The organism is Gilliamella sp. wkB171, from assembly GCF_001693755.1.
Taxonomy (GTDB): domain Bacteria; phylum Pseudomonadota; class Gammaproteobacteria; order Enterobacterales; family Orbaceae; genus Gilliamella; species Gilliamella apicola_F.
This window is the reverse complement of record NZ_LYST01000053.1, coordinates 79,420-96,367: the sequence shown is the minus strand read 5'-3', so window position 1 is coordinate 96,367 and position 16,948 is coordinate 79,420. Positions and strand designations below refer to the sequence as shown.

General features: G+C 35.8%; 17 protein-coding genes and 1 riboswitch. Of the genes, 5 read left to right on the top strand and 12 right to left on the bottom strand.

All coding sequences use genetic code 11. The features are described 5' to 3' along the window. Positions 1 to 2 precede the first annotated feature (2 nt). A complete protein-coding gene (radA, locus tag A9G03_RS11020) occupies positions 3 to 1,379 on the top strand; it encodes a DNA repair protein RadA (protein WP_065634072.1) in 1,377 nt (458 codons plus the stop codon). A gap of 211 nt (positions 1,380 to 1,590) precedes the next feature. Here radA and ppnN read toward each other — a convergent pair whose 3' ends face one another. After that, positions 1,591 to 2,967 carry a nucleotide 5'-monophosphate nucleosidase PpnN gene (gene ppnN, locus A9G03_RS11015; RefSeq protein ID WP_065634073.1) on the bottom strand — a complete coding sequence of 459 codons (1,377 nt, stop codon included), beginning with the start codon at positions 2,965 to 2,967 and terminating at the stop codon, positions 1,591 to 1,593. Between the two features lie 207 nt (positions 2,968 to 3,174). Between ppnN and A9G03_RS11010 the strand changes: the two genes are divergently transcribed. The 3 genes from A9G03_RS11010 (at position 3,175) to moaA (ending at position 6,102) form a co-directional block, all read left to right on the top strand. Further along, complete coding sequence (locus tag A9G03_RS11010; protein WP_065799232.1) at positions 3,175 to 3,918, top strand: hypothetical protein; 744 nt, start codon at positions 3,175 to 3,177, stop codon at positions 3,916 to 3,918. A gap of 5 nt (positions 3,919 to 3,923) precedes the next feature. Next, positions 3,924 to 4,904: a hypothetical protein gene (locus tag A9G03_RS11005; protein ID WP_065799231.1), complete on the top strand. Its 981-nt coding sequence runs from the start codon at positions 3,924 to 3,926 to the stop codon at positions 4,902 to 4,904. A gap of 103 nt (positions 4,905 to 5,007) precedes the next feature. Continuing rightward, positions 5,008 to 5,132, top strand: a riboswitch (molybdenum cofactor riboswitch). Beyond that, positions 5,128 to 6,102 carry a GTP 3',8-cyclase MoaA gene (gene moaA / locus A9G03_RS11000; RefSeq protein WP_065634074.1) on the top strand — a complete coding sequence of 325 codons (975 nt, stop codon included), beginning with the start codon at positions 5,128 to 5,130 and terminating at the stop codon, positions 6,100 to 6,102. It overlaps the preceding riboswitch by 5 nt. Here moaA and gluQRS read toward each other — a convergent pair. The 3 genes from gluQRS to folK form a co-directional block, all read right to left on the bottom strand. Further along, the gene (gene gluQRS / locus A9G03_RS10995) at positions 6,082 to 6,978 is read right to left on the bottom strand and encodes a tRNA glutamyl-Q(34) synthetase GluQRS (RefSeq protein WP_065799230.1); all 897 of its coding nucleotides are present in this window, start codon (positions 6,976 to 6,978) and stop codon (positions 6,082 to 6,084) included. The genes moaA and gluQRS overlap by 21 nt on opposite strands. A 36-nt stretch (positions 6,979 to 7,014) precedes the next feature. Beyond that, positions 7,015 to 7,470 carry an RNA polymerase-binding protein DksA gene (gene dksA, locus A9G03_RS10990; protein ID WP_065634076.1) on the bottom strand — a complete coding sequence of 152 codons (456 nt, stop codon included), beginning with the start codon at positions 7,468 to 7,470 and terminating at the stop codon, positions 7,015 to 7,017. A 135-nt stretch (positions 7,471 to 7,605) separates the two neighbouring features. Continuing rightward, a complete protein-coding gene (folK, locus tag A9G03_RS10985) occupies positions 7,606 to 8,091 on the bottom strand; it encodes a 2-amino-4-hydroxy-6-hydroxymethyldihydropteridine diphosphokinase (protein WP_065634077.1) in 486 nt (161 codons plus the stop codon). Between the two features lie 206 nt (positions 8,092 to 8,297). Here folK and A9G03_RS10980 point away from each other — a divergent pair, with 206 nt between their 5' ends. Beyond that, positions 8,298 to 9,677, top strand: a complete 1,380-nt coding sequence (locus A9G03_RS10980) for an MmgE/PrpD family protein (RefSeq protein WP_065799229.1) — start codon at positions 8,298 to 8,300, stop codon at positions 9,675 to 9,677. A 53-nt stretch (positions 9,678 to 9,730) separates the two neighbouring features. On the opposite strand, the gene A9G03_RS10975 is transcribed toward A9G03_RS10980, so the two are convergent. From A9G03_RS10975 to syd, 8 genes are all read right to left on the bottom strand, one after another. Beyond that, entirely contained in the window at positions 9,731 to 10,483 is a 753-nt protein-coding gene (locus A9G03_RS10975; protein WP_065799228.1) for an amino acid ABC transporter ATP-binding protein, read from the bottom strand. Between the two features lie 11 nt (positions 10,484 to 10,494). Then, positions 10,495 to 11,166 (bottom strand): amino acid ABC transporter permease, encoded by a 672-nt coding sequence (locus tag A9G03_RS10970; protein WP_065799227.1) that lies wholly within the window; start codon positions 11,164 to 11,166, stop codon positions 10,495 to 10,497. Then, positions 11,163 to 11,948, bottom strand: a complete 786-nt coding sequence (locus A9G03_RS10965) for an amino acid ABC transporter substrate-binding protein (RefSeq protein WP_065799226.1) — start codon at positions 11,946 to 11,948, stop codon at positions 11,163 to 11,165. Before A9G03_RS10965 ends, A9G03_RS10970 begins: the two co-directional genes overlap by 4 nt. 2 nt (positions 11,949 to 11,950) lie before the next feature. Next, positions 11,951 to 12,469 (bottom strand): GNAT family N-acetyltransferase, encoded by a 519-nt coding sequence (locus A9G03_RS10960; protein ID WP_065799225.1) that lies wholly within the window; start codon positions 12,467 to 12,469, stop codon positions 11,951 to 11,953. Beyond that, positions 12,466 to 13,827, bottom strand: coding sequence for an adenylosuccinate lyase (gene purB / locus A9G03_RS10955; protein WP_065799224.1), 1,362 nt, complete (start codon positions 13,825 to 13,827; stop codon positions 12,466 to 12,468). Before purB ends, A9G03_RS10960 begins: the two co-directional genes overlap by 4 nt. Positions 13,828 to 14,321: 494 nt before the next feature. Continuing rightward, positions 14,322 to 14,909 (bottom strand): hypothetical protein, encoded by a 588-nt coding sequence (locus A9G03_RS10950; protein WP_065634084.1) that lies wholly within the window; start codon positions 14,907 to 14,909, stop codon positions 14,322 to 14,324. A gap of 181 nt (positions 14,910 to 15,090) precedes the next feature. Beyond that, positions 15,091 to 16,266 (bottom strand): amino acid aminotransferase, encoded by a 1,176-nt coding sequence (locus tag A9G03_RS10945; RefSeq protein ID WP_065634085.1) that lies wholly within the window; start codon positions 16,264 to 16,266, stop codon positions 15,091 to 15,093. Positions 16,267 to 16,395: 129 nt separating this feature from the next. Then, positions 16,396 to 16,929 (bottom strand): SecY-interacting protein, encoded by a 534-nt coding sequence (syd, locus tag A9G03_RS10940; protein ID WP_065799223.1) that lies wholly within the window; start codon positions 16,927 to 16,929, stop codon positions 16,396 to 16,398. Between the last annotated feature and the right edge of the window lie 19 nt (positions 16,930 to 16,948).

Sequence of the window (16,948 nt, the reverse complement as noted above, 5' to 3'; positions counted from 1 at the left end):
GTTTGGCAAAAACAGTAAAGCGTGCTTATGTCTGTAATGATTGTGGTGCTGAGTATCCTCGTTGGCAAGGTCAATGTAGCGCTTGTCATGCATGGAATACTATTACGGAAGTTAGATTAGCCAGTACTTCATCACGTAATGATCGATTATCCGGTTATGCCGGTGGTGCAGGACAAACTAAAATCCAAAAATTATCTGAAATTAGTTTAGAAGCGCTACCAAGGTTTTCGACTGGCTTTTCTGAATTTGACCGCGTACTTGGTGGTGGGGTTGTCCCTGGCAGTGCTATTTTGATTGGCGGTAATCCCGGAGCAGGCAAAAGTACGTTATTACTGCAAACCATGAGCAAGCTTTCTACGCTAATGAACACGCTGTATGTAACTGGTGAAGAATCATTGCAACAAGTTGCGATGCGTGCACATCGATTAGGATTACCCACCGATAATATCAATATGCTGTCTGAAACCAGCATTGAACAAATTTGTTTACTGGCAGAACAGTCACAACCTAAATTAATGGTTATTGACTCTATTCAAGTTATGCATCTTGCTGATATTCAATCTTCACCCGGTAGCGTCGCCCAAGTGCGTGAAACCGCTGCTTATTTAACTCGTTTTGCCAAAACTAAAGGTATTGCCATTATTATGGTTGGTCATGTGACTAAAGATGGATCATTGGCTGGACCAAAAGTGCTTGAACACTGTATCGACTGCTCAGTTTTATTAGATGGTGATGCCGATTCCCGCTTTAGAACACTACGTAGTCATAAAAATCGTTTTGGTGCAGTGAACGAGTTAGGTGTATTTGCCATGACAGAACAAGGCCTAAAAGAGGTGAGTAATCCATCAGCAATCTTTTTAAGTCGTGGTGATGAAATGTTACCTGGTAGCTCTGTTATGGTGCTATGGGAAGGAACAAGACCATTATTAGTTGAAATTCAAGCTCTTGTTGATCACTCAATGTATGGTAATCCAAGACGCGTTACTGTCGGTTTAGAGCAAAACCGATTAGCACTATTACTTGCTGTTTTACATCGTCATGGTGGGTTACAAATGGCCGATCAGGATATTTTTGTTAACGTTGTTGGTGGGGTAAAAGTGACCGAAACTAGTGCCGATTTAGCATTAATTGCTGCATTGGTATCGAGTTTTCGTAATCGCCCATTACCGCAAGATGTGGTGATTTTTGGCGAGATTGGCTTAGGCGGTGAAATACGCCCAGTACCGAGTGGACAAGAACGAATTGCTGAGGCTGCAAAACATGGTTTTAAAAAAGCGATTGTACCTTTTGCCAATATGCCTAAAAAGAGGCCTGAAAATATGCAAGTTTTTGGCGTAAAAAAAGTCTCAGAAGCGTTAGATATTTTAAATGATTTTTGACCGTTAGGTTAATTAAAACAATGGTCTACCGACATCTTAATTAGATAACAATCTATAGTTGTTGGTAGGCTTATTGATTATTAATAAGCAATTATCGAGCTAATCAATTAGTCACTTTAACGTCAACAGCTAATTCCCCAGTTGTAATGATTACTCTTTTTGAACGTTAAAGTGACCTACAAATTATGTTTTTTTACTTTTATTGGCTCAGTTAATAACAGATTTCGTAACAAGGTTTATAAGCAGTACCACCAGGTAACTTCATACGGTCTTGTTTAACAAAACTACGCAGTAAATTATCAAGTTGCGTCATGATCTCTTTATCGCCTTGCAATTTATAGGGACCATGCTCGGCAATCTGTTTCATACCAAACTCTTTAACATTACCTGCAACAATACCAGAAAACGCTCGGCGCAAATCAGCAGCTAATAATTCAACTGGCTGATCTTTATGTAAATTGAGTGAAGCCATGTTTTCGTGTATTGGTTCAAATGGGTGTTGTAACGATTCATCTATTTTTAATAGCCAGTTAAAACCGTAAGCATCGCCAGTGGCTAAACGCGAAGCTTTCACTTGTTTTACCCCTTCCTTCATTATACGAGCCACTTGTTCTGGCGAATCAATGACAATTTGATAAAGTTTAGTCGCTTCATCACCTAAGGTATTGCGAATAAAACTATCAATCGCAGCAAAGTAGTCTTCACACTCTTTGGGACCGGTTAAAATAAGAGGAAGTGCTTGATGTTTATTTTCAGGATTTAGCATAATACCTAAAATATAAAGCAATTCTTCAGCGGTGCCAGGCCCACCTGGAAAAATAATAATACCGTGAGCAATACGTACAAAGGCTTCGAGTCGTTTTTCAATATCCGGCATGATAATGAGTTCGTTAACTAACGCATTTGGCGGTTCTGCCGCGATAATTGATGGTTCGGTTAGACCGATAAAACGGCTGTCTTTATAACGTTGTTGAGCATGACCAACAGCAGCCCCTTTCATTGGCGCTTCCATAATGCCTGGTCCACAGCCAGTGCAGATATTAAGCTCACGCAAACCAAGTTGCATTCCTACTTGTCTGGCATAGTAATATTCACTTTCGTTAATTGAATGGCCACCCCAACAAACAACCAGATTGGGCTCTTCGCCGACATGCAATGCGTTAGCATTACGTAAAATAGAGAAAACCAGATTGGTTATATAAAATGAGTGATCTCTATCCAATTTAACATTAGAAACTAATTGTTTAACGGCACTGATTTGGCTATTTAAAAAGAGAATATCGCGCAGTACAGCAAAAAGATTGGCTTGAATAGAACGAATCATTCGTTTATCGACAAAAGCGCTTTCGGGTGCATCAATCAACTCTAATTTCACCCCGCGTTCTTTACTAATTACATTAATTTCGAACGATTTAAATCTATCTAATAACTCTTTGGTACTATCGGTTTTACTACCCGCGTTAAGGGTTGCTAAAGAACAATTTCTAAATAATTGATAAAGCTCACTATTAGCAGATTTTTTTAACATATCAACTTCAGCTTGTGCAAGCAAATCCATTGATCCTAATGGGCTAATATGGGTAATCATTACCACCTCCATTTGACGGTTTTATCGACAAAAAATCATTATATATTCAACCAGAACTTTTAATAAGTAAAGTTAAGAATAATATAATATTCTAATAAATTGATTTATCCTAAAAGGTATAAGTAATATTGATATAAATTAGATTTTTATACTATGATGATTAAATTATCAATTACATAGATTAAGCCATAAGGAAATGTGACAATTATGAAAAATGATTTTTGTTTACTTAAAGGCACTGTAAGTAAATTGAGAAAGGGAGAAATTGATGAAAAAGGATTGATACTCGCTTCATCTATATTCGCCTTTTTTTGCTATTTATTTAATTGGCGTCCGTTTTTAAAAGGAAAATACTTTAATTGTTATGTTGGCAGTCATCAAGTTGAAGGGCGACTTAAACAAGTCGGTTTTAATGATGGTGATTATGTTGAAATGCTTGTAAAACCAACGCGGGATGATGATGTTTATGAATGTTATGCAGTTCGAATTCCCGAGCAACATGCGTTAATTTTTCCTAGTTTTATGGAGGAAACTGCATTTGAATGCGTGAAAGTAAACTTTATTTTGTTGACATTTTTTGTTGTTATAATCTGCATTATGGTCTCAATCATCGGCATTTTTTGTGGTGAATCATTAGATTATTATCTTAATGTTTTCAAATTTAGTTTTTATGGTTTGATTATTTCAACAGTTTTCTTTTTTTATGCTGCCGGTGGCGGATATACATTTTTTTGTAATCAGATTTTAACCTGTTTTGGTTATTCTGAGGTTTGGAAGCATAGTGTTAATAAAGAAACAGAACACTTTAAAAAATTACATCGTGCTGGCGCTTCTGAACTATTTAATGATCCACAAACACCTCAGTTTAAAAAATTACAACAGTTCAAAGGTGGATACAATTACTATTGCACAACACCGATATTACCCAATTGGCTTAAAATTATTGATTAGTAACCATGGATAAATTAGATAAAAAAGGCACTGATATGCAATCGAGTTTAACAACAAATAGTGAATGTTTTCAAATAATCACCGGTCATATAACCAATCTTGAGGTATACGATACAGTAGAGAGTTTTACTCATGCTCGGAAATTAGCTGGTTGTTCTGACCTTAATCTATACATGATTGGACATTTAAGCTTAGTTTTTACGGCAAATAAACGATTAGCTATGTACGCTACAAGGAATGAATTAGATTGTCCGACCTCCGATATTGAACAATATTTTCGTTTTAAATTAGGCAATAATATAATTGAAGGGGTATGTTGTCGAGTAGCTTTTGCTGAAGGTGACTATGTTGAAGTTGTCGTTGATCAAATTGCAGGTGGGACTTATTTTGCCTACGCGCTACGTCGCCCCATTGATCATCTACTATGGTTACATCCTTATGCCACAGAGGGAACAGAAGCGAAACTTAATGAACCTAGCATTCATACACCGCTAATTGTAAAGGTAATTGGACTAATAGCTATTTTAAGCGGCATTTTTGGCGTGATACAAGCCTATTTAAAAAGTTCATGGGTGCCGTTGTTACTCGTTTTTTTTGGTGCAATGTTACTTATTCCTTTAAAAATATTTTATGGCTTAAAAAAGGAAATAAATGCAGGGTCTGCTATAGCAGACAGGATTTTTACCACTTTAGGTTATAACAATCCTAAACAGTTTGATATCGAAAAAGAGCATTATCTTTTCTTTAATAAATTAGAGCAGTTAAGTCAAGATTATTTGGTAGCATATCAAGGTCCTTTAACCGAGGGTGAAGATATTGTGCAAGAATTTATTGATCAATATAAAAATCAACAATCAGCTGACGATACTGAAATTGATAAATTAGTTAAGCACTATCTAAAACTTCATAAAGATGATATGCGGTGGGTTTATCTTTATCGCCATGCTCCATCTATTCCAAATTACATTACAGTTATCAATACTTAAAATGGCAATGACAAACTTGAATCAATAATTTAAGTCCTAAATTGTTATTTATTATGTTGATATTGATTAATTGTTCATGGTCAAAAAATCGAGTCTATGCTAGACTAAAACAAACTCTGAAGCTATTTTACCTAAGTGAATTTTTAGTTTCATATGGTAACTTAGCCGCGGTATAGCGCAGAAATGGCTATGCTTCCCGATTTGGATAAGGTGTTTGTTATATATGCAATTAATGGATAATTATCAGCGTCGATTTCAGTATCTACGCTTGTCGATTACCGAGCTGTGTAATTTTCAGTGTCAATACTGTTTACCCAATGGTTATCGCCCTAATAAAGATCATCACTTCTTAACGCTTAATGAGATCGATAATATTGTATCGACCTTTACTGAACTTGGTGTGCATAAAATTCGATTAACCGGTGGAGAGCCGACCTTACGTCGAGATTTTATCGATATTTTATCAATGATTTCCTCTTATCCTAGTGTTCGCGATGTGGCGGTGACAACTAATGGTTCACGTTTATTGAAAAATGTGCATCATTGGCATCAAGCTGGACTGAGTTCGATTAATATTAGTATTGATAGTTTTTCTCCCCATTTATTTAAATTAATTACAGGCCAAGATAAACTTAAAGAACTATTGCAAGGGGTGGAAAAATCATTAGAAGTAGGTATTAAAAAAGTTAAAATTAATACTGTATTAATGAAAAATATGAATGATAAATTGAACGATTATTTAGCTTGGATAAAGTACCGTCCGATAGAGTTACGCTTTATTGAACTTATGGAAACCGGTGAAAGCCAAGACCTTTTTAATCGTTATCATTTAGCGGGTCACTCCATGGAATTACAGCTCATTGAACAAGGTTGGCAATTACAACCTAAACAAGCTTTATCTGGTCCAGCTAAAGTTTATTATCACCCCCAATACTTAGGTAAAATTGGTTTGATTATGCCTTATTCAAAAGATTTTTGTAAAAGTTGTAATCGCTTAAGGGTCTCTTCAATAGGTAAACTGCATTATTGTTTATTTGGTGATGCTGCGGTAGATTTGCGTGATTTACTGGTTAGTTCTGAACAAAAAGCACAATTGAAAGCACGAATTTTAGCCTCGTTAATGATAAAACCTGAAAAACATCTATTACACCAACATAAAGTTGGTATTACGCCAAATTTATCTTATATCGGTGGATAATGGCTTATTTTGTTTCGGTATTAATGCGAGATTCCAATGGCTGATTGCCCAATCAAGTAGCTGTTGCTGAGTTGCATCTTGCCAATCACGCGGTAGGGGTTGACCTAAAAATTGTAATGCTTGCGCAGTGATTGATTGAATATTGCTAAGTTCAATGGCTTTAGCGTGATTTTGTTTAGATAATTTATTGCCATTATTATCCAGCACTAAAGGCAGGTGGCAGTAGCTGAGAACGTTAAAACCAAAAAGTTGATAAAGTGATATTTGTTTACCGGTAACGGGCAATAAATCTGCGCCGCGTACAATTTCGGTGATGCCTTGTTGATGGTCATCGAGTACCACTACTAAATTATAAGCAAATAAACCATCTTTGCGATGAATAATGAAATCTTCATTCGCATTTATTGCTGCAATTTTTTGTAAACCTAGAATTTTATCAGTGAACTCAAAAATAGGGTGATTTTGCTTTAAACGTATTGCATATGGTTGATCATCTTTTAGTGTTAAATGTTGTTGGCGGCAAAAACCATCATAAAATCCGTTAGGTAATAGCTGTATTCGTTGTCTTGTGCAATTACAATAGTAGGCTTGTTGATTTTGTAGTAACTGGTTTAATGTAGCTCGATAGCGTTCACTACATGCGGACTGATAAAGGACGTGGTCATCCCAATATAAGTTGAGTGCCTCTAACGTTTTTAATATTAAGGATGATGCACCTTTTACTTCTCTTGGCGGATCGATATCTTCTATTCGAACGAGCCACTTACCATGCTTTGATTTTGCTTGTAAATAGCTTCCTAAGGCGGTCACCAACGAACCAAAATGTAAAGGTCCCGATGGTGACGGTGCAAAGCGACCAATATAGCGCTTAGACATATTTGTTAAATATGTGAATGTGTGAACAAATAGGTATTACATACCCATCTGTTTTTCGCGAAGTTCAGCAAGTGTTTTACAATCGATACATAAATCAGCCGTAGGTCTTGCTTCTAAGCGACGAATGCCAATTTCTACGCCACAAGATTCACAATAACCAAAATCATCAGTTTCGATTTTCTTTAATGTTTTCTCAATCTTCTTGATCAGTTTTCGTTCTCTATCCCGAGCGCGTAATTCTAAGCTAAATTCTTCTTCTTGAGTTGCTCGGTCGGCTGGATCTGGAAAATTTGCAGCTTCATCTTGCATGTGTGAAACAGTTTTTCCCATTTCACCTTGTAATTGAGCAAGCCACGCTTCTAAGATGAGTTTGAAATGCTTCAATTGCTTAGGATTCATATACTCCTCGTCTTTAGCCTCTTTATAAGGCTCAAGTCCCGCAATTGAAAGCAGGCTTAGAGAAGATGTATTTACTTTTTGTTCCTTTTTCACAGCAATCCCCTTAAGTACAGATTATTTGCAAGCGGTAAACTATAGCAATAAATTAGCCGTTGGCAAATTTTTTTTAATATTTTTTTGCTTAAATCGAAATAAAATGTGACAACTCTATGTTATTAATCAAGATAATTAATTATCCCACTTTTTTAATCCATTTTCGGGACATTTCTTGACTAAGTCATACAAGTTATCGTTATCAGGTAAGACTAAGTCTGGAGCGATATCAAATAAGGGATAAAGAACAAATTCTCTTTTTTTCATATGGTAATGTGGAATAGTTAATCGTTCAGTGTTCATGATTAACTCATCATACAACAATATATCAAGATCTAACGTTCTTGCTCCCCAACGATTCTCTTTGCGAACGCGCCCTTGTGATTGTTCAATCGATTGTAAGTGATCCAACAATTCAATGGGTGATAAGGACGTTGATAACTTAATTACGGCATTAAGATAATCATTTTGATCCTGAGGACCTAGCGGTTTACTCCGGTAAAAAGGTGAAACATCAACGACATCAGTATCGGGTAATTGTTTTAAAGCTGCAATAGCCTGTTTTGCTTGCGCAAGGGGATCTTGTAAATTACTTCCTAAGGCGATATAACAAATTGACATAATAAAACTTGCTAGTTTCTGATATAGATAACTCAAAGGTGATTTAGTTTAACATATAAAATTTTAGTCAAGAAAGCCTATATTAATACAACTGTATAATCTAATGATTTTTAGTTATAAAAATATAATTTTATAATCTTTAATTTATTACTTATTATCGGTTATTTTAATCAGTAGGTGAATCAAACCGTTTCAATGAGCAGCGAATGAATTTAGGCAAACAGTTAAGTTGTTTAATAAAAAATACACCGTTAATTACTGATCCTCACACAATTGAGTGTGCGATTAATGGTGTGATTGATTATTTTGCGTGTAGTTTACAAGCGCATGATGATAGTGATGCACAAAAGCTTTTGGCGTGGATAGCGGATGAAGGTGGACATGCCCGATCTTGGCTTGTTGGGCAAAAAAAATTGGCAACAGCACGCCAAGCTGCCTTATTTAATGGCTATCAAGCGCACTGTTTAGATTATGATGATGTGCATGCTGATGTGCGAGGACATCCTTCGGCTGTTATTTTATCGGCACTGTTTGCCAGTATTCGGTTAGACAACCGAAATGCGATTGATCTGAATGGACAACGGTTTTTAACGGCGTATATTATTGGCGTTGAAGTTATGGCTTTATTAGGTAAAAGCGTCAATCCACAGCATTATGAAAAAGGTTGGCATACAACTATTACGCTCGGGGCAATGGCGGCAACGGCAGCAATTTGTTATTTATATGATATGCCTTTTTTATCTCAAGCATTAGCGTTAGCGGCAACCCAAGCGTCAGGAATGCGCTTACTCATGGGCACGCCGATTAAATTTTTACATGCAGGGCTAGCGGCTCAACAGGCGATCCAGTCTATTGAATGGTTAAGCATTGGTATATCGGCTGATAAAGATTTTCTCGATGAAAAGTTAGGGTTTCTAGCGGTTTATGGGCAAGGTAATGGTAATTTTAGTTTAAATCAATGGGGCAAAAGTTGGAAGATTGCTAACCCTGGATTATGGTTTAAGACTTATTCTTACTGCTCTGCGGCTGCATATATAGCCGATGCGGGACAATTACTGTTTCAGCATCCAAAATTTAATTGTCATGATATTACTCATATCACAATTTTTTTTGCACCACCCAACAGTGATGCTGCGCTAATTTATTCATCACCAACCCTAGCGGAACAGGGGCGATTTTCTGCTGAATATATTTTAGCGTTAACGCTATTGGGGATCCCTCTTGATTTTGACCAATTTTCCTCAAATCGCATACCAGAGAATATTCATAAATTGATGCAAAAAATGCAACGTACTTATCAAATTCAAGATAGTTGTCAGATTGATGTTACCGCACAACCAGAAGCTTATACTGGACGCTATGTTGTGGTAGAGATTCATTTTAATTCTGGAAATACAATTTGTCAGCGGATTGATAACCCTAAAGGTTCCCCAAACAATCCTTATACCAAGCTTGAGATGCAGTTAAAATTAAAAAAAGCAGTAGGAAACGAACAACAAGCCGATAATTTAGTGAAAGATATCTATCAATTGGCTACAGGACTAAGCGTTGACCAATTTGTTAAACGACATTGGTTAACGCTTTAAACCTCTAAGCGATAGAATGATTTCTTACTTTTATTGAATGAACAAGGTATTCACTAAATTTCGAAATTAATATCGTCGCTTAATTGACGCAAGAAGCGTTGCGTGAGTGCATGTTGTGGATTATCGATAACAGATTTAGCCACACCTTCTTCTATAATGATACCATTAGCCATAAAAATGATACGATCAGCAACATATTTGGCGAATTCCATTTCGTGAGTGACAATGATCATTGTAATGTTTTCTTTAGCAAGTTGTAACATGACTTGTAATACTTCGTGTACCCGCTCAGGATCGAGCGCTGATGTAGGTTCATCGAATAATAGCACTTTGGGCCTCACCGCTAATGCTCGAGCAATGGCAACCCGCTGTTGTTGACCTCCGGATAAAGTACTTGGGTACTGATTTGCATATTCGAGCATGCCTACATGGGTTAATAGTGATATGCCAAGCTCTTTAGCCTGATATTTATTCATTTTTTTACCCACTCTAAGTGGGTAGGTAATATTTTCTAACGCTGTTTTATTTTTAAATAAATTATAGTGTTGAAATACCATGGAAGATTGTTTACGTAAATTGTTCTCATCTTTATGGCTGTACTGATTACAATTAAGAACAACCTCACCGATACGAATTGTACCTGTATTAGGTTTTTCCAGTAAATTCAAACAACGTAATAATGTTGATTTTCCTGAACCAGAAGGACCAATAATAGCGACAACTTCGCCTTGTTTTACCTGCAAGTTAATATCTTTTAGCACTTCATTATCAGCAAACCGTTTAGATAAATGAGATACAGAAATCATTCCTTTGCTCCTTAACGATGATAAGGCTTGGTGAGTTTACGTTCTAACTGTTTTTGTATCCAAGAATAAGCAACAACAGTTAGCCAATAGACAATACCCACCGCTAAGTAGGTTTCAAAATAAAGAAAAGAGTTTGCCGTTAACATCTTCCCTGCGGCAAGTAATTCTTGCACACCAACAAAAAAAGCCACGGATGAATCTTTAAGTAATGAGATAAACATATTACCAGTATTTGGCAGTGCGTTGATCATAGCTTGTGGCAATATTATGCCTCGATAAACTTGAAAAATACTTAAACCTGATGTAAGTCCAGCCTCTTTTTGACCAATATCGACCGATGCTAATCCTGCCCGAAAAATTTCGGCTAAATAGGCTGAATATTTTAGACTAAAGCAGATAATGTCCGCTGTAGTTGCACCCATCTGTTTTAATACTGGAAAAATTTGTGGCAATCCGTAATAGATAATAAATAGTAAAACAACTGAAGGGATCCCTCGAAATAAAGAAATAAACAGCGAAAAAATCGAATCGACAATAACAATGTTATTGTTTCTTACCAGTGCGATAGCTAGTCCTAAAACAATGGCGAAAATAATCGACACGATAGAAATAAAGAGTGTCACCGGCAAATAAGGTAAAATCTGCGGGAACACACTTAAAAAATAGTCTATGTTAAAATTCATGAGGTAATATCTTCGCCAAAATATTTAATTGATAGATTTTTCAATGTACCATTTGCACGTAACTTTTCTAAAGCTTGATTAAATTTTTCACGTAGTGCTTTACCTTTTTCATCTTTACTAAATGGAAACGCTACTTGTTCGATAGTTATTGGTTCACCGACTAATTTAAACGGTAAATTTTTTCGTTTGATTTCAGCAAGTAAAATAGGTTTAGAATTTACATAACCGTCAACACGCTGGTATTCAGTGTCATACATTGCGCCATCTCTTGTTTCGTAAGTTTTAATTGTGACTTCATTATTTGGGAATGCTTTTTTCAAATTGTTAATGTGATTTGAACCTAGCACGCCAGCAATAGTTTTACCCTTAAAATCAGATAGAGTATTAATAGTTTGATTATCTTTATGTGTAACTATTTGGCTACCATAAAAGCTGTAAGCATTGGAAAAATCGTATTTGGCTTGGCGGGCTGGCGTTATTGCAACAGCATTGGCAATGGTATCTAATCGCCCTGAATCAAACTGCCCCATTAAGCCACCGAATTCAGCAATGACCCATTCAATTTGATAGCCTAACTCGTTAGCAATCGCTTGTGTCACTTCAACATCAAAACCAATTAACTTGCCGTCTTGTTTGAATCCATTTGGATAGCTTTGTCCTGTTGAGCCAACTTTAATGACTTTTTGTTCTGTTGCTTGATTGGTCGCTTTATCATCACAACCAACTAGTAGCGTCAAGCACACGAATAATACTGTCGATACTATCGTTTTTATTGTTCTCATCGTTAATTACTCCTTGATTTCCATTGAGTATAATTTTTATGATTAAGTATTTTTTCAAAATAAAGTGTAGTGTGGTCTGGTGTTAAGTCAGCTTGACCAATTGGGCGATAACCTTTATTGATATAAATTTGTGCTAACCAAGGATGATTTTGTGCAGTACCTAATGTAACCGCAGGTAATTTTAATTGATTTATTAAAATTTGATTTTCTACCCAGTCCCATAATGCATTGCCATAGCCTTGACCTTTATATTGGGGATTGGTTGCAAACCAGCCTAAATGGGGTAAGCCATAAGGTCCAGGATTATTACCCCAAGGAAAGCGAATACTCAACGTTGATACTAACTCACTATCTTTTTCAGAAACATACACCGCATTCGATTCAATGTGATCGGCAATGGTAAATTGGTCAACAGTCGCAGCGGCAAAATGAATGCCTAATTGACTGACTGCCTGATAGGCATTGTGCAATAACGTTTGATAAGCAGGAATATCATCATAAGTCATCAAGCGAAAATTCATATTAACACTCCGCTTTTATCCGCATAATCAATCACTTGTTGGACTTTTTCAGATGATGATCCTAAGTAATTAATTGGATTTAACCAGTTTTCAAGTTCTGCATCGGTAAATTCTTGATTCAAGTTGGGATCTTCTAATAATACCGCTTTAAAGGGGCGATGCTGTTCAAAAGCCTTCATTGCATTTTGATAAACTAAATGATGTGCTGTCTGTTTGCCTAACCGTTTACCGATTTCAAACATAACTTTCTCTGACAGTAATAAGCCATTTTGTAATGACAAATTGGTGAGCATTTGTTTGGCATTGACTTTTAAACCTTTCAAAACAGCTAATGCTGTTTGTAATTGTGCAGAAATATAAAGGTTAATTTCAGGTAGGGCGATCCACTCAGCTCGCCAGCTCATGGCATCACGTTCATGTTCAACTTTCATCGATTCATGAATTAGCGCCACACTTTTTAATAATGGCGCCGTTAAGCTGGCAAGACCTTCTAATGCTGCTGGATTGCGTTTATGTGGCATGGTGGTTGAGCCAATTTTTCCGTCTGAAAAAGGCTCTTCTACCTCATTAATTTCAGTACGCATTAAATTATAAAATTCATTGCCAATTTTACCGAGTGTGCCACTGATTAACGCGATGACTGATGCGTATTCTGAAAAACGGTCACGAGCGGCTTGCCAGCCAATATTGGGGGTATTAAGACCGAGTAAGGTTAATGCGTGCTGTTCAATTTTTGGCCCTAGCTCACCCATTGATGCATAGGTACAAATTGCGCCACTGATATTACCGACTAATACTCGTTGTTTGATCTCATTTAACCGTTGTAAGTGGCGAACAAACTCATCTAACCAAACTGCAAGCTTAAAGCCAAACGTTGTTGGGAGTGCTTGCATACCATGAGTACGCCCAACCATAGGTAAAAATTGATATTTTTTTGCTAACCGTTTGAGTTCGTTCGCGATCAGTTTGGTGTCACGTTCAATTATTGCAAATGATTGTTTTAGTTGTAAGACTGTCGCCGTATCAACAATATCTTGGGTCGTTGCACCATAATGAATAAATTGACCCGCTTCACCCACTTGTTTTTGTAGTGCATTAATGGTTGACATTAAGGAGTGTTTGGCTTTAGCTGCTTCATCGGCTATTTGCTCAATAGATAGTTGAGAGGCATCGGCTTTTTCAATAATTGCATCGGCAACCTCGCGTGGAATCACACCCAGTTCACCTTGTGCTTGCGCTAGGGCGACCTCAACTTGTACTTGTTTTTCTAAACGGTGTTGTTCTGACCAAATGGCACGCATTTCACTCGTGCCAAAATTATTACCTAAAATCAAAAAATCTATAACGTGTGATGCCACTAAATCACCCTCAATAATTATTCTCTACTCTGTTTAATAATTATTCATAATAATTCAATCATCGTCTAATAATCAGTTTGTCTATTGATATAACAAAATGGAATAAAAACATTGAGTTTTAGCTCATTTTGGTTTCAATGGAACCATTATTGCCAATCATTGATGAACTGATTGGATTTTGGGTTGATACTCCAGTTCAATTTATATATTTGCTATCAGACGACTACTTAAGTGGGGATTTATAAAAGTGAATAAAAATAAGAATTAGACTTTATATAATTAAAGGATAATCGATAATTATTTGTGTTAGCTCAGTATGTTTAACTTCATTTTGTTATACTTATTTATCTTTGCATTAAAATAATTTAGCGCGGATCATATTCTGGCTACTGCTTGATGAATCGGTAAATAGTATGATTCACTGTTTTTGATGATGATTCTTGACAGCAATAGAATTGACGATATTGCTGTCATACTTAGCTCCTATCGAGGAATTATGGTGCAATATGCAATTCTAATTTTGCTTTCCAGTTTCTGGCATCATGACCATTTTTTATCGGAATTGAAATTCTTGGCATATTAAAATCATTGGTAAAAAGTATTAAACTACAATTTTCTTTTTCTTTATAATGCGTTTTTGCTGAATTTTTATTGCCCTCTGTTTTAGCTACCGTTTTTGTCGTTACTTCCAGTTCAACATTTCTGAAAAAATCATGAGGAACGCTAGCATATATATTTGCTACTGGATTCACAAAATAAAAAGTCTTACTATTGGGATAATATATAACAGAAGTTGCATTTATTTTTCCTATAGTAAGATCACGCGTCCAACTCATATTTAAATTTCTTGCTAGCGATTTTATTTTATTTGAGTTTTTTAGTTTTATATAAATACTAAGTATGAAAGTCACGACAAAAATCACAAAGAAAAGATAACCGATATCCCTTAGTATATTTGAACTAATAAAAAGATTAACGAATAATATAATTAGAGAGATAAAAAAATAAAAAAATGTTGCGTTAATTAAACCAACAATTAGCGAACCCGCATTTAAAACCGAGCGCAAATCTTTACTAATCATTTTACAATCCTTGATGCTTTAAATAAAAAATGCCTATATATCATGATACCGCCCTTACAACTACAATTTAAAGTATGCAGGTAGCTAACAAATTTTTTATTTTTTTAATTTACACGAAATAACGTTAATTAAACTTGTTTAACTAGAAATTAAATCGTCCAAAATTTTACTAATAATATTTTTATAACACTTCAACTATTGATTCACACAGTCTGGACATGTTATCTAACGTCATGCCTGCAACATTGATTCGTCCAGAATTGACAATATAAATACCATAATCGTTGCGTAATTTTAGTACTTGTTCTTCACTTAAACCACTAAATGAGAACATACCATTTTGTTTAGCGATGAAACTAAAATCTTGGTTAGCACCTTTTTCTTGTAAGGTTTTGACAAATAATTGACGCATACGGTGAATACGTTGTCGCATATTAGTTAGTTCATCTATCCATTCTTCTTTTAATTCATCATTGTTTAAAATATAAGAAACAATTTTTGCACCATGCGCAGGTGGGTTTGAGTAATTTGCTCGAATAATGGTTTTGACTTGGCTAAAAGCGCGATCGGCAATTTCACTATCGGCGGCAATTAAGGTAAATGCGCCAACGCGTTCGTTATACAGGCCAAAGTTTTTTGAATAAGAACTAGCAATTAGTAGTTCTGGTTGACTTTCGACAAATAACTTTAATCCGTAAACATCTTCTTCAATGCCTTGACCAAAACCTTGATAGGCTAGATCAAAAAGTGGTAACCAACCATTTTTTAAGGCTAAATCGGCAATGGCTTGCCATTGTTCTGTGGTCGGATCAATGCCTGTCGGATTATGACAACAACCATGAAATAGCACAGCTTCACCAGCTGCAACAAGGCTTAAATCACTCATCATTGCATCAAAATTAAGTCCATGGTTTTGCGGGTCATAGTAATGATATTCACGCACTTCAAGACCTGCTGTTTGGAAAACACTGCGATGATTTGGCCAAGATGGATTACTGACCCAAACTCGTTTTACTTTAGTTCGACGTGCTAAAAAGTCGGCCATAATTCGTAATGCACCGGTGCCACCAGGCGCTTGTGCGGTTCTTGCACGTTCATTTTCACGACCAAACAGAAGTTTTTGGGTTGCTACGTTAAAAGCATTGACACCATCAATAGGTAAATAACTTTTGGTCGTTTCATCAGTTAATAAAAAGTGTTCTGCTTTTTTTACACTTTCTAAAATAGGTGTTTTAGTGGTTTCATCTTTGTAAACACCAACGCTAAGATTAATTTTGTTAGTGCGTTCATCTTTATTATAAAGATCTGCTAATCCTAAAATGGGATCGGCGGGAGCTGCTGTTAAATTTTCAAACATAATTCACCTATCTGATCTAATGACTTTCAATGCATTATATACACATTATTTTGTAAGATACAATTTCGATAATAGTTAATTTTGTATATTATCTATATAATTAATGCGTCATTGGTATACAATTATTGTTTAACAAGTAACAATTAATTTATTTAAAAAAGCGGTTAAATCCTGACTTAACGTTGTTAATTCACCACTAATCAAATCTTCTTTGACGACCTCACCTGTTAAATTATTTATTGCAATAATTTCGGTACTGTCATTGGTTGACGCAATAAAAATAGTGGGGATCCTTTTTAATTTTTTTTGTTGGGTTAAATGCGCAATTAAATTTTGTTCCAGAATCGAAAAATCATCATCATTCCAAGCTTGTATTAAGAGCAATTCAATATTGTCAAATATTGCGCTCATATTGCCAGCATATTGGCTACCATAAAAAAGATGAGCACTTGCGTGTAATTTAAGACCAACGACTTGTTCAATAATCATTAGATTTTTAGGCGGCTGTAATAAAAAAGGTTGCCAATAAACTGATAAATTTTGGGTTTTTATAATACAAGGAGAGGGCAGAGCGTGGAGTTCGTCATTATGCGGTGCGTCATCAAATTGCTGTATCCAACGTGAAGTAAATTCGACCAATGCATTTTTTTCACAATTATCCATAAATTAAGGTGTTCTCTTT

Coding starts and splice junctions, on each gene's coding strand:
- syd (WP_065799223.1), bottom strand. CDS start 16,929: ATGGATAATTGTGAAAAAAATGCATTGGTCGAATTTACTTCACGTTGG.
- folK (WP_065634077.1), bottom strand. CDS start 8,091: ATGTCAATTTGTTATATCGCCTTAGGAAGTAATTTACAAGATCCCCTT.
- A9G03_RS10950 (WP_065634084.1), bottom strand. CDS start 14,909: ATGATTAGTAAAGATTTGCGCTCGGTTTTAAATGCGGGTTCGCTAATT.
- A9G03_RS10970 (WP_065799227.1), bottom strand. CDS start 11,166: ATGAATTTTAACATAGACTATTTTTTAAGTGTGTTCCCGCAGATTTTA.
- moaA (WP_065634074.1), top strand. CDS start 5,128: ATGCAATTAATGGATAATTATCAGCGTCGATTTCAGTATCTACGCTTG.
- A9G03_RS10975 (WP_065799228.1), bottom strand. CDS start 10,483: ATGATTTCTGTATCTCATTTATCTAAACGGTTTGCTGATAATGAAGTG.
- A9G03_RS11005 (WP_065799231.1), top strand. CDS start 3,924: ATGGATAAATTAGATAAAAAAGGCACTGATATGCAATCGAGTTTAACA.
- A9G03_RS10980 (WP_065799229.1), top strand. CDS start 8,298: ATGAATTTAGGCAAACAGTTAAGTTGTTTAATAAAAAATACACCGTTA.
- A9G03_RS10945 (WP_065634085.1), bottom strand. CDS start 16,266: ATGTTTGAAAATTTAACAGCAGCTCCCGCCGATCCCATTTTAGGATTA.
- A9G03_RS10960 (WP_065799225.1), bottom strand. CDS start 12,469: ATGAATTTTCGCTTGATGACTTATGATGATATTCCTGCTTATCAAACG.
- A9G03_RS11010 (WP_065799232.1), top strand. CDS start 3,175: ATGAAAAATGATTTTTGTTTACTTAAAGGCACTGTAAGTAAATTGAGA.
- A9G03_RS10965 (WP_065799226.1), bottom strand. CDS start 11,948: ATGAGAACAATAAAAACGATAGTATCGACAGTATTATTCGTGTGCTTG.
- ppnN (WP_065634073.1), bottom strand. CDS start 2,967: ATGATTACCCATATTAGCCCATTAGGATCAATGGATTTGCTTGCACAA.
- gluQRS (WP_065799230.1), bottom strand. CDS start 6,978: ATGTCTAAGCGCTATATTGGTCGCTTTGCACCGTCACCATCGGGACCT.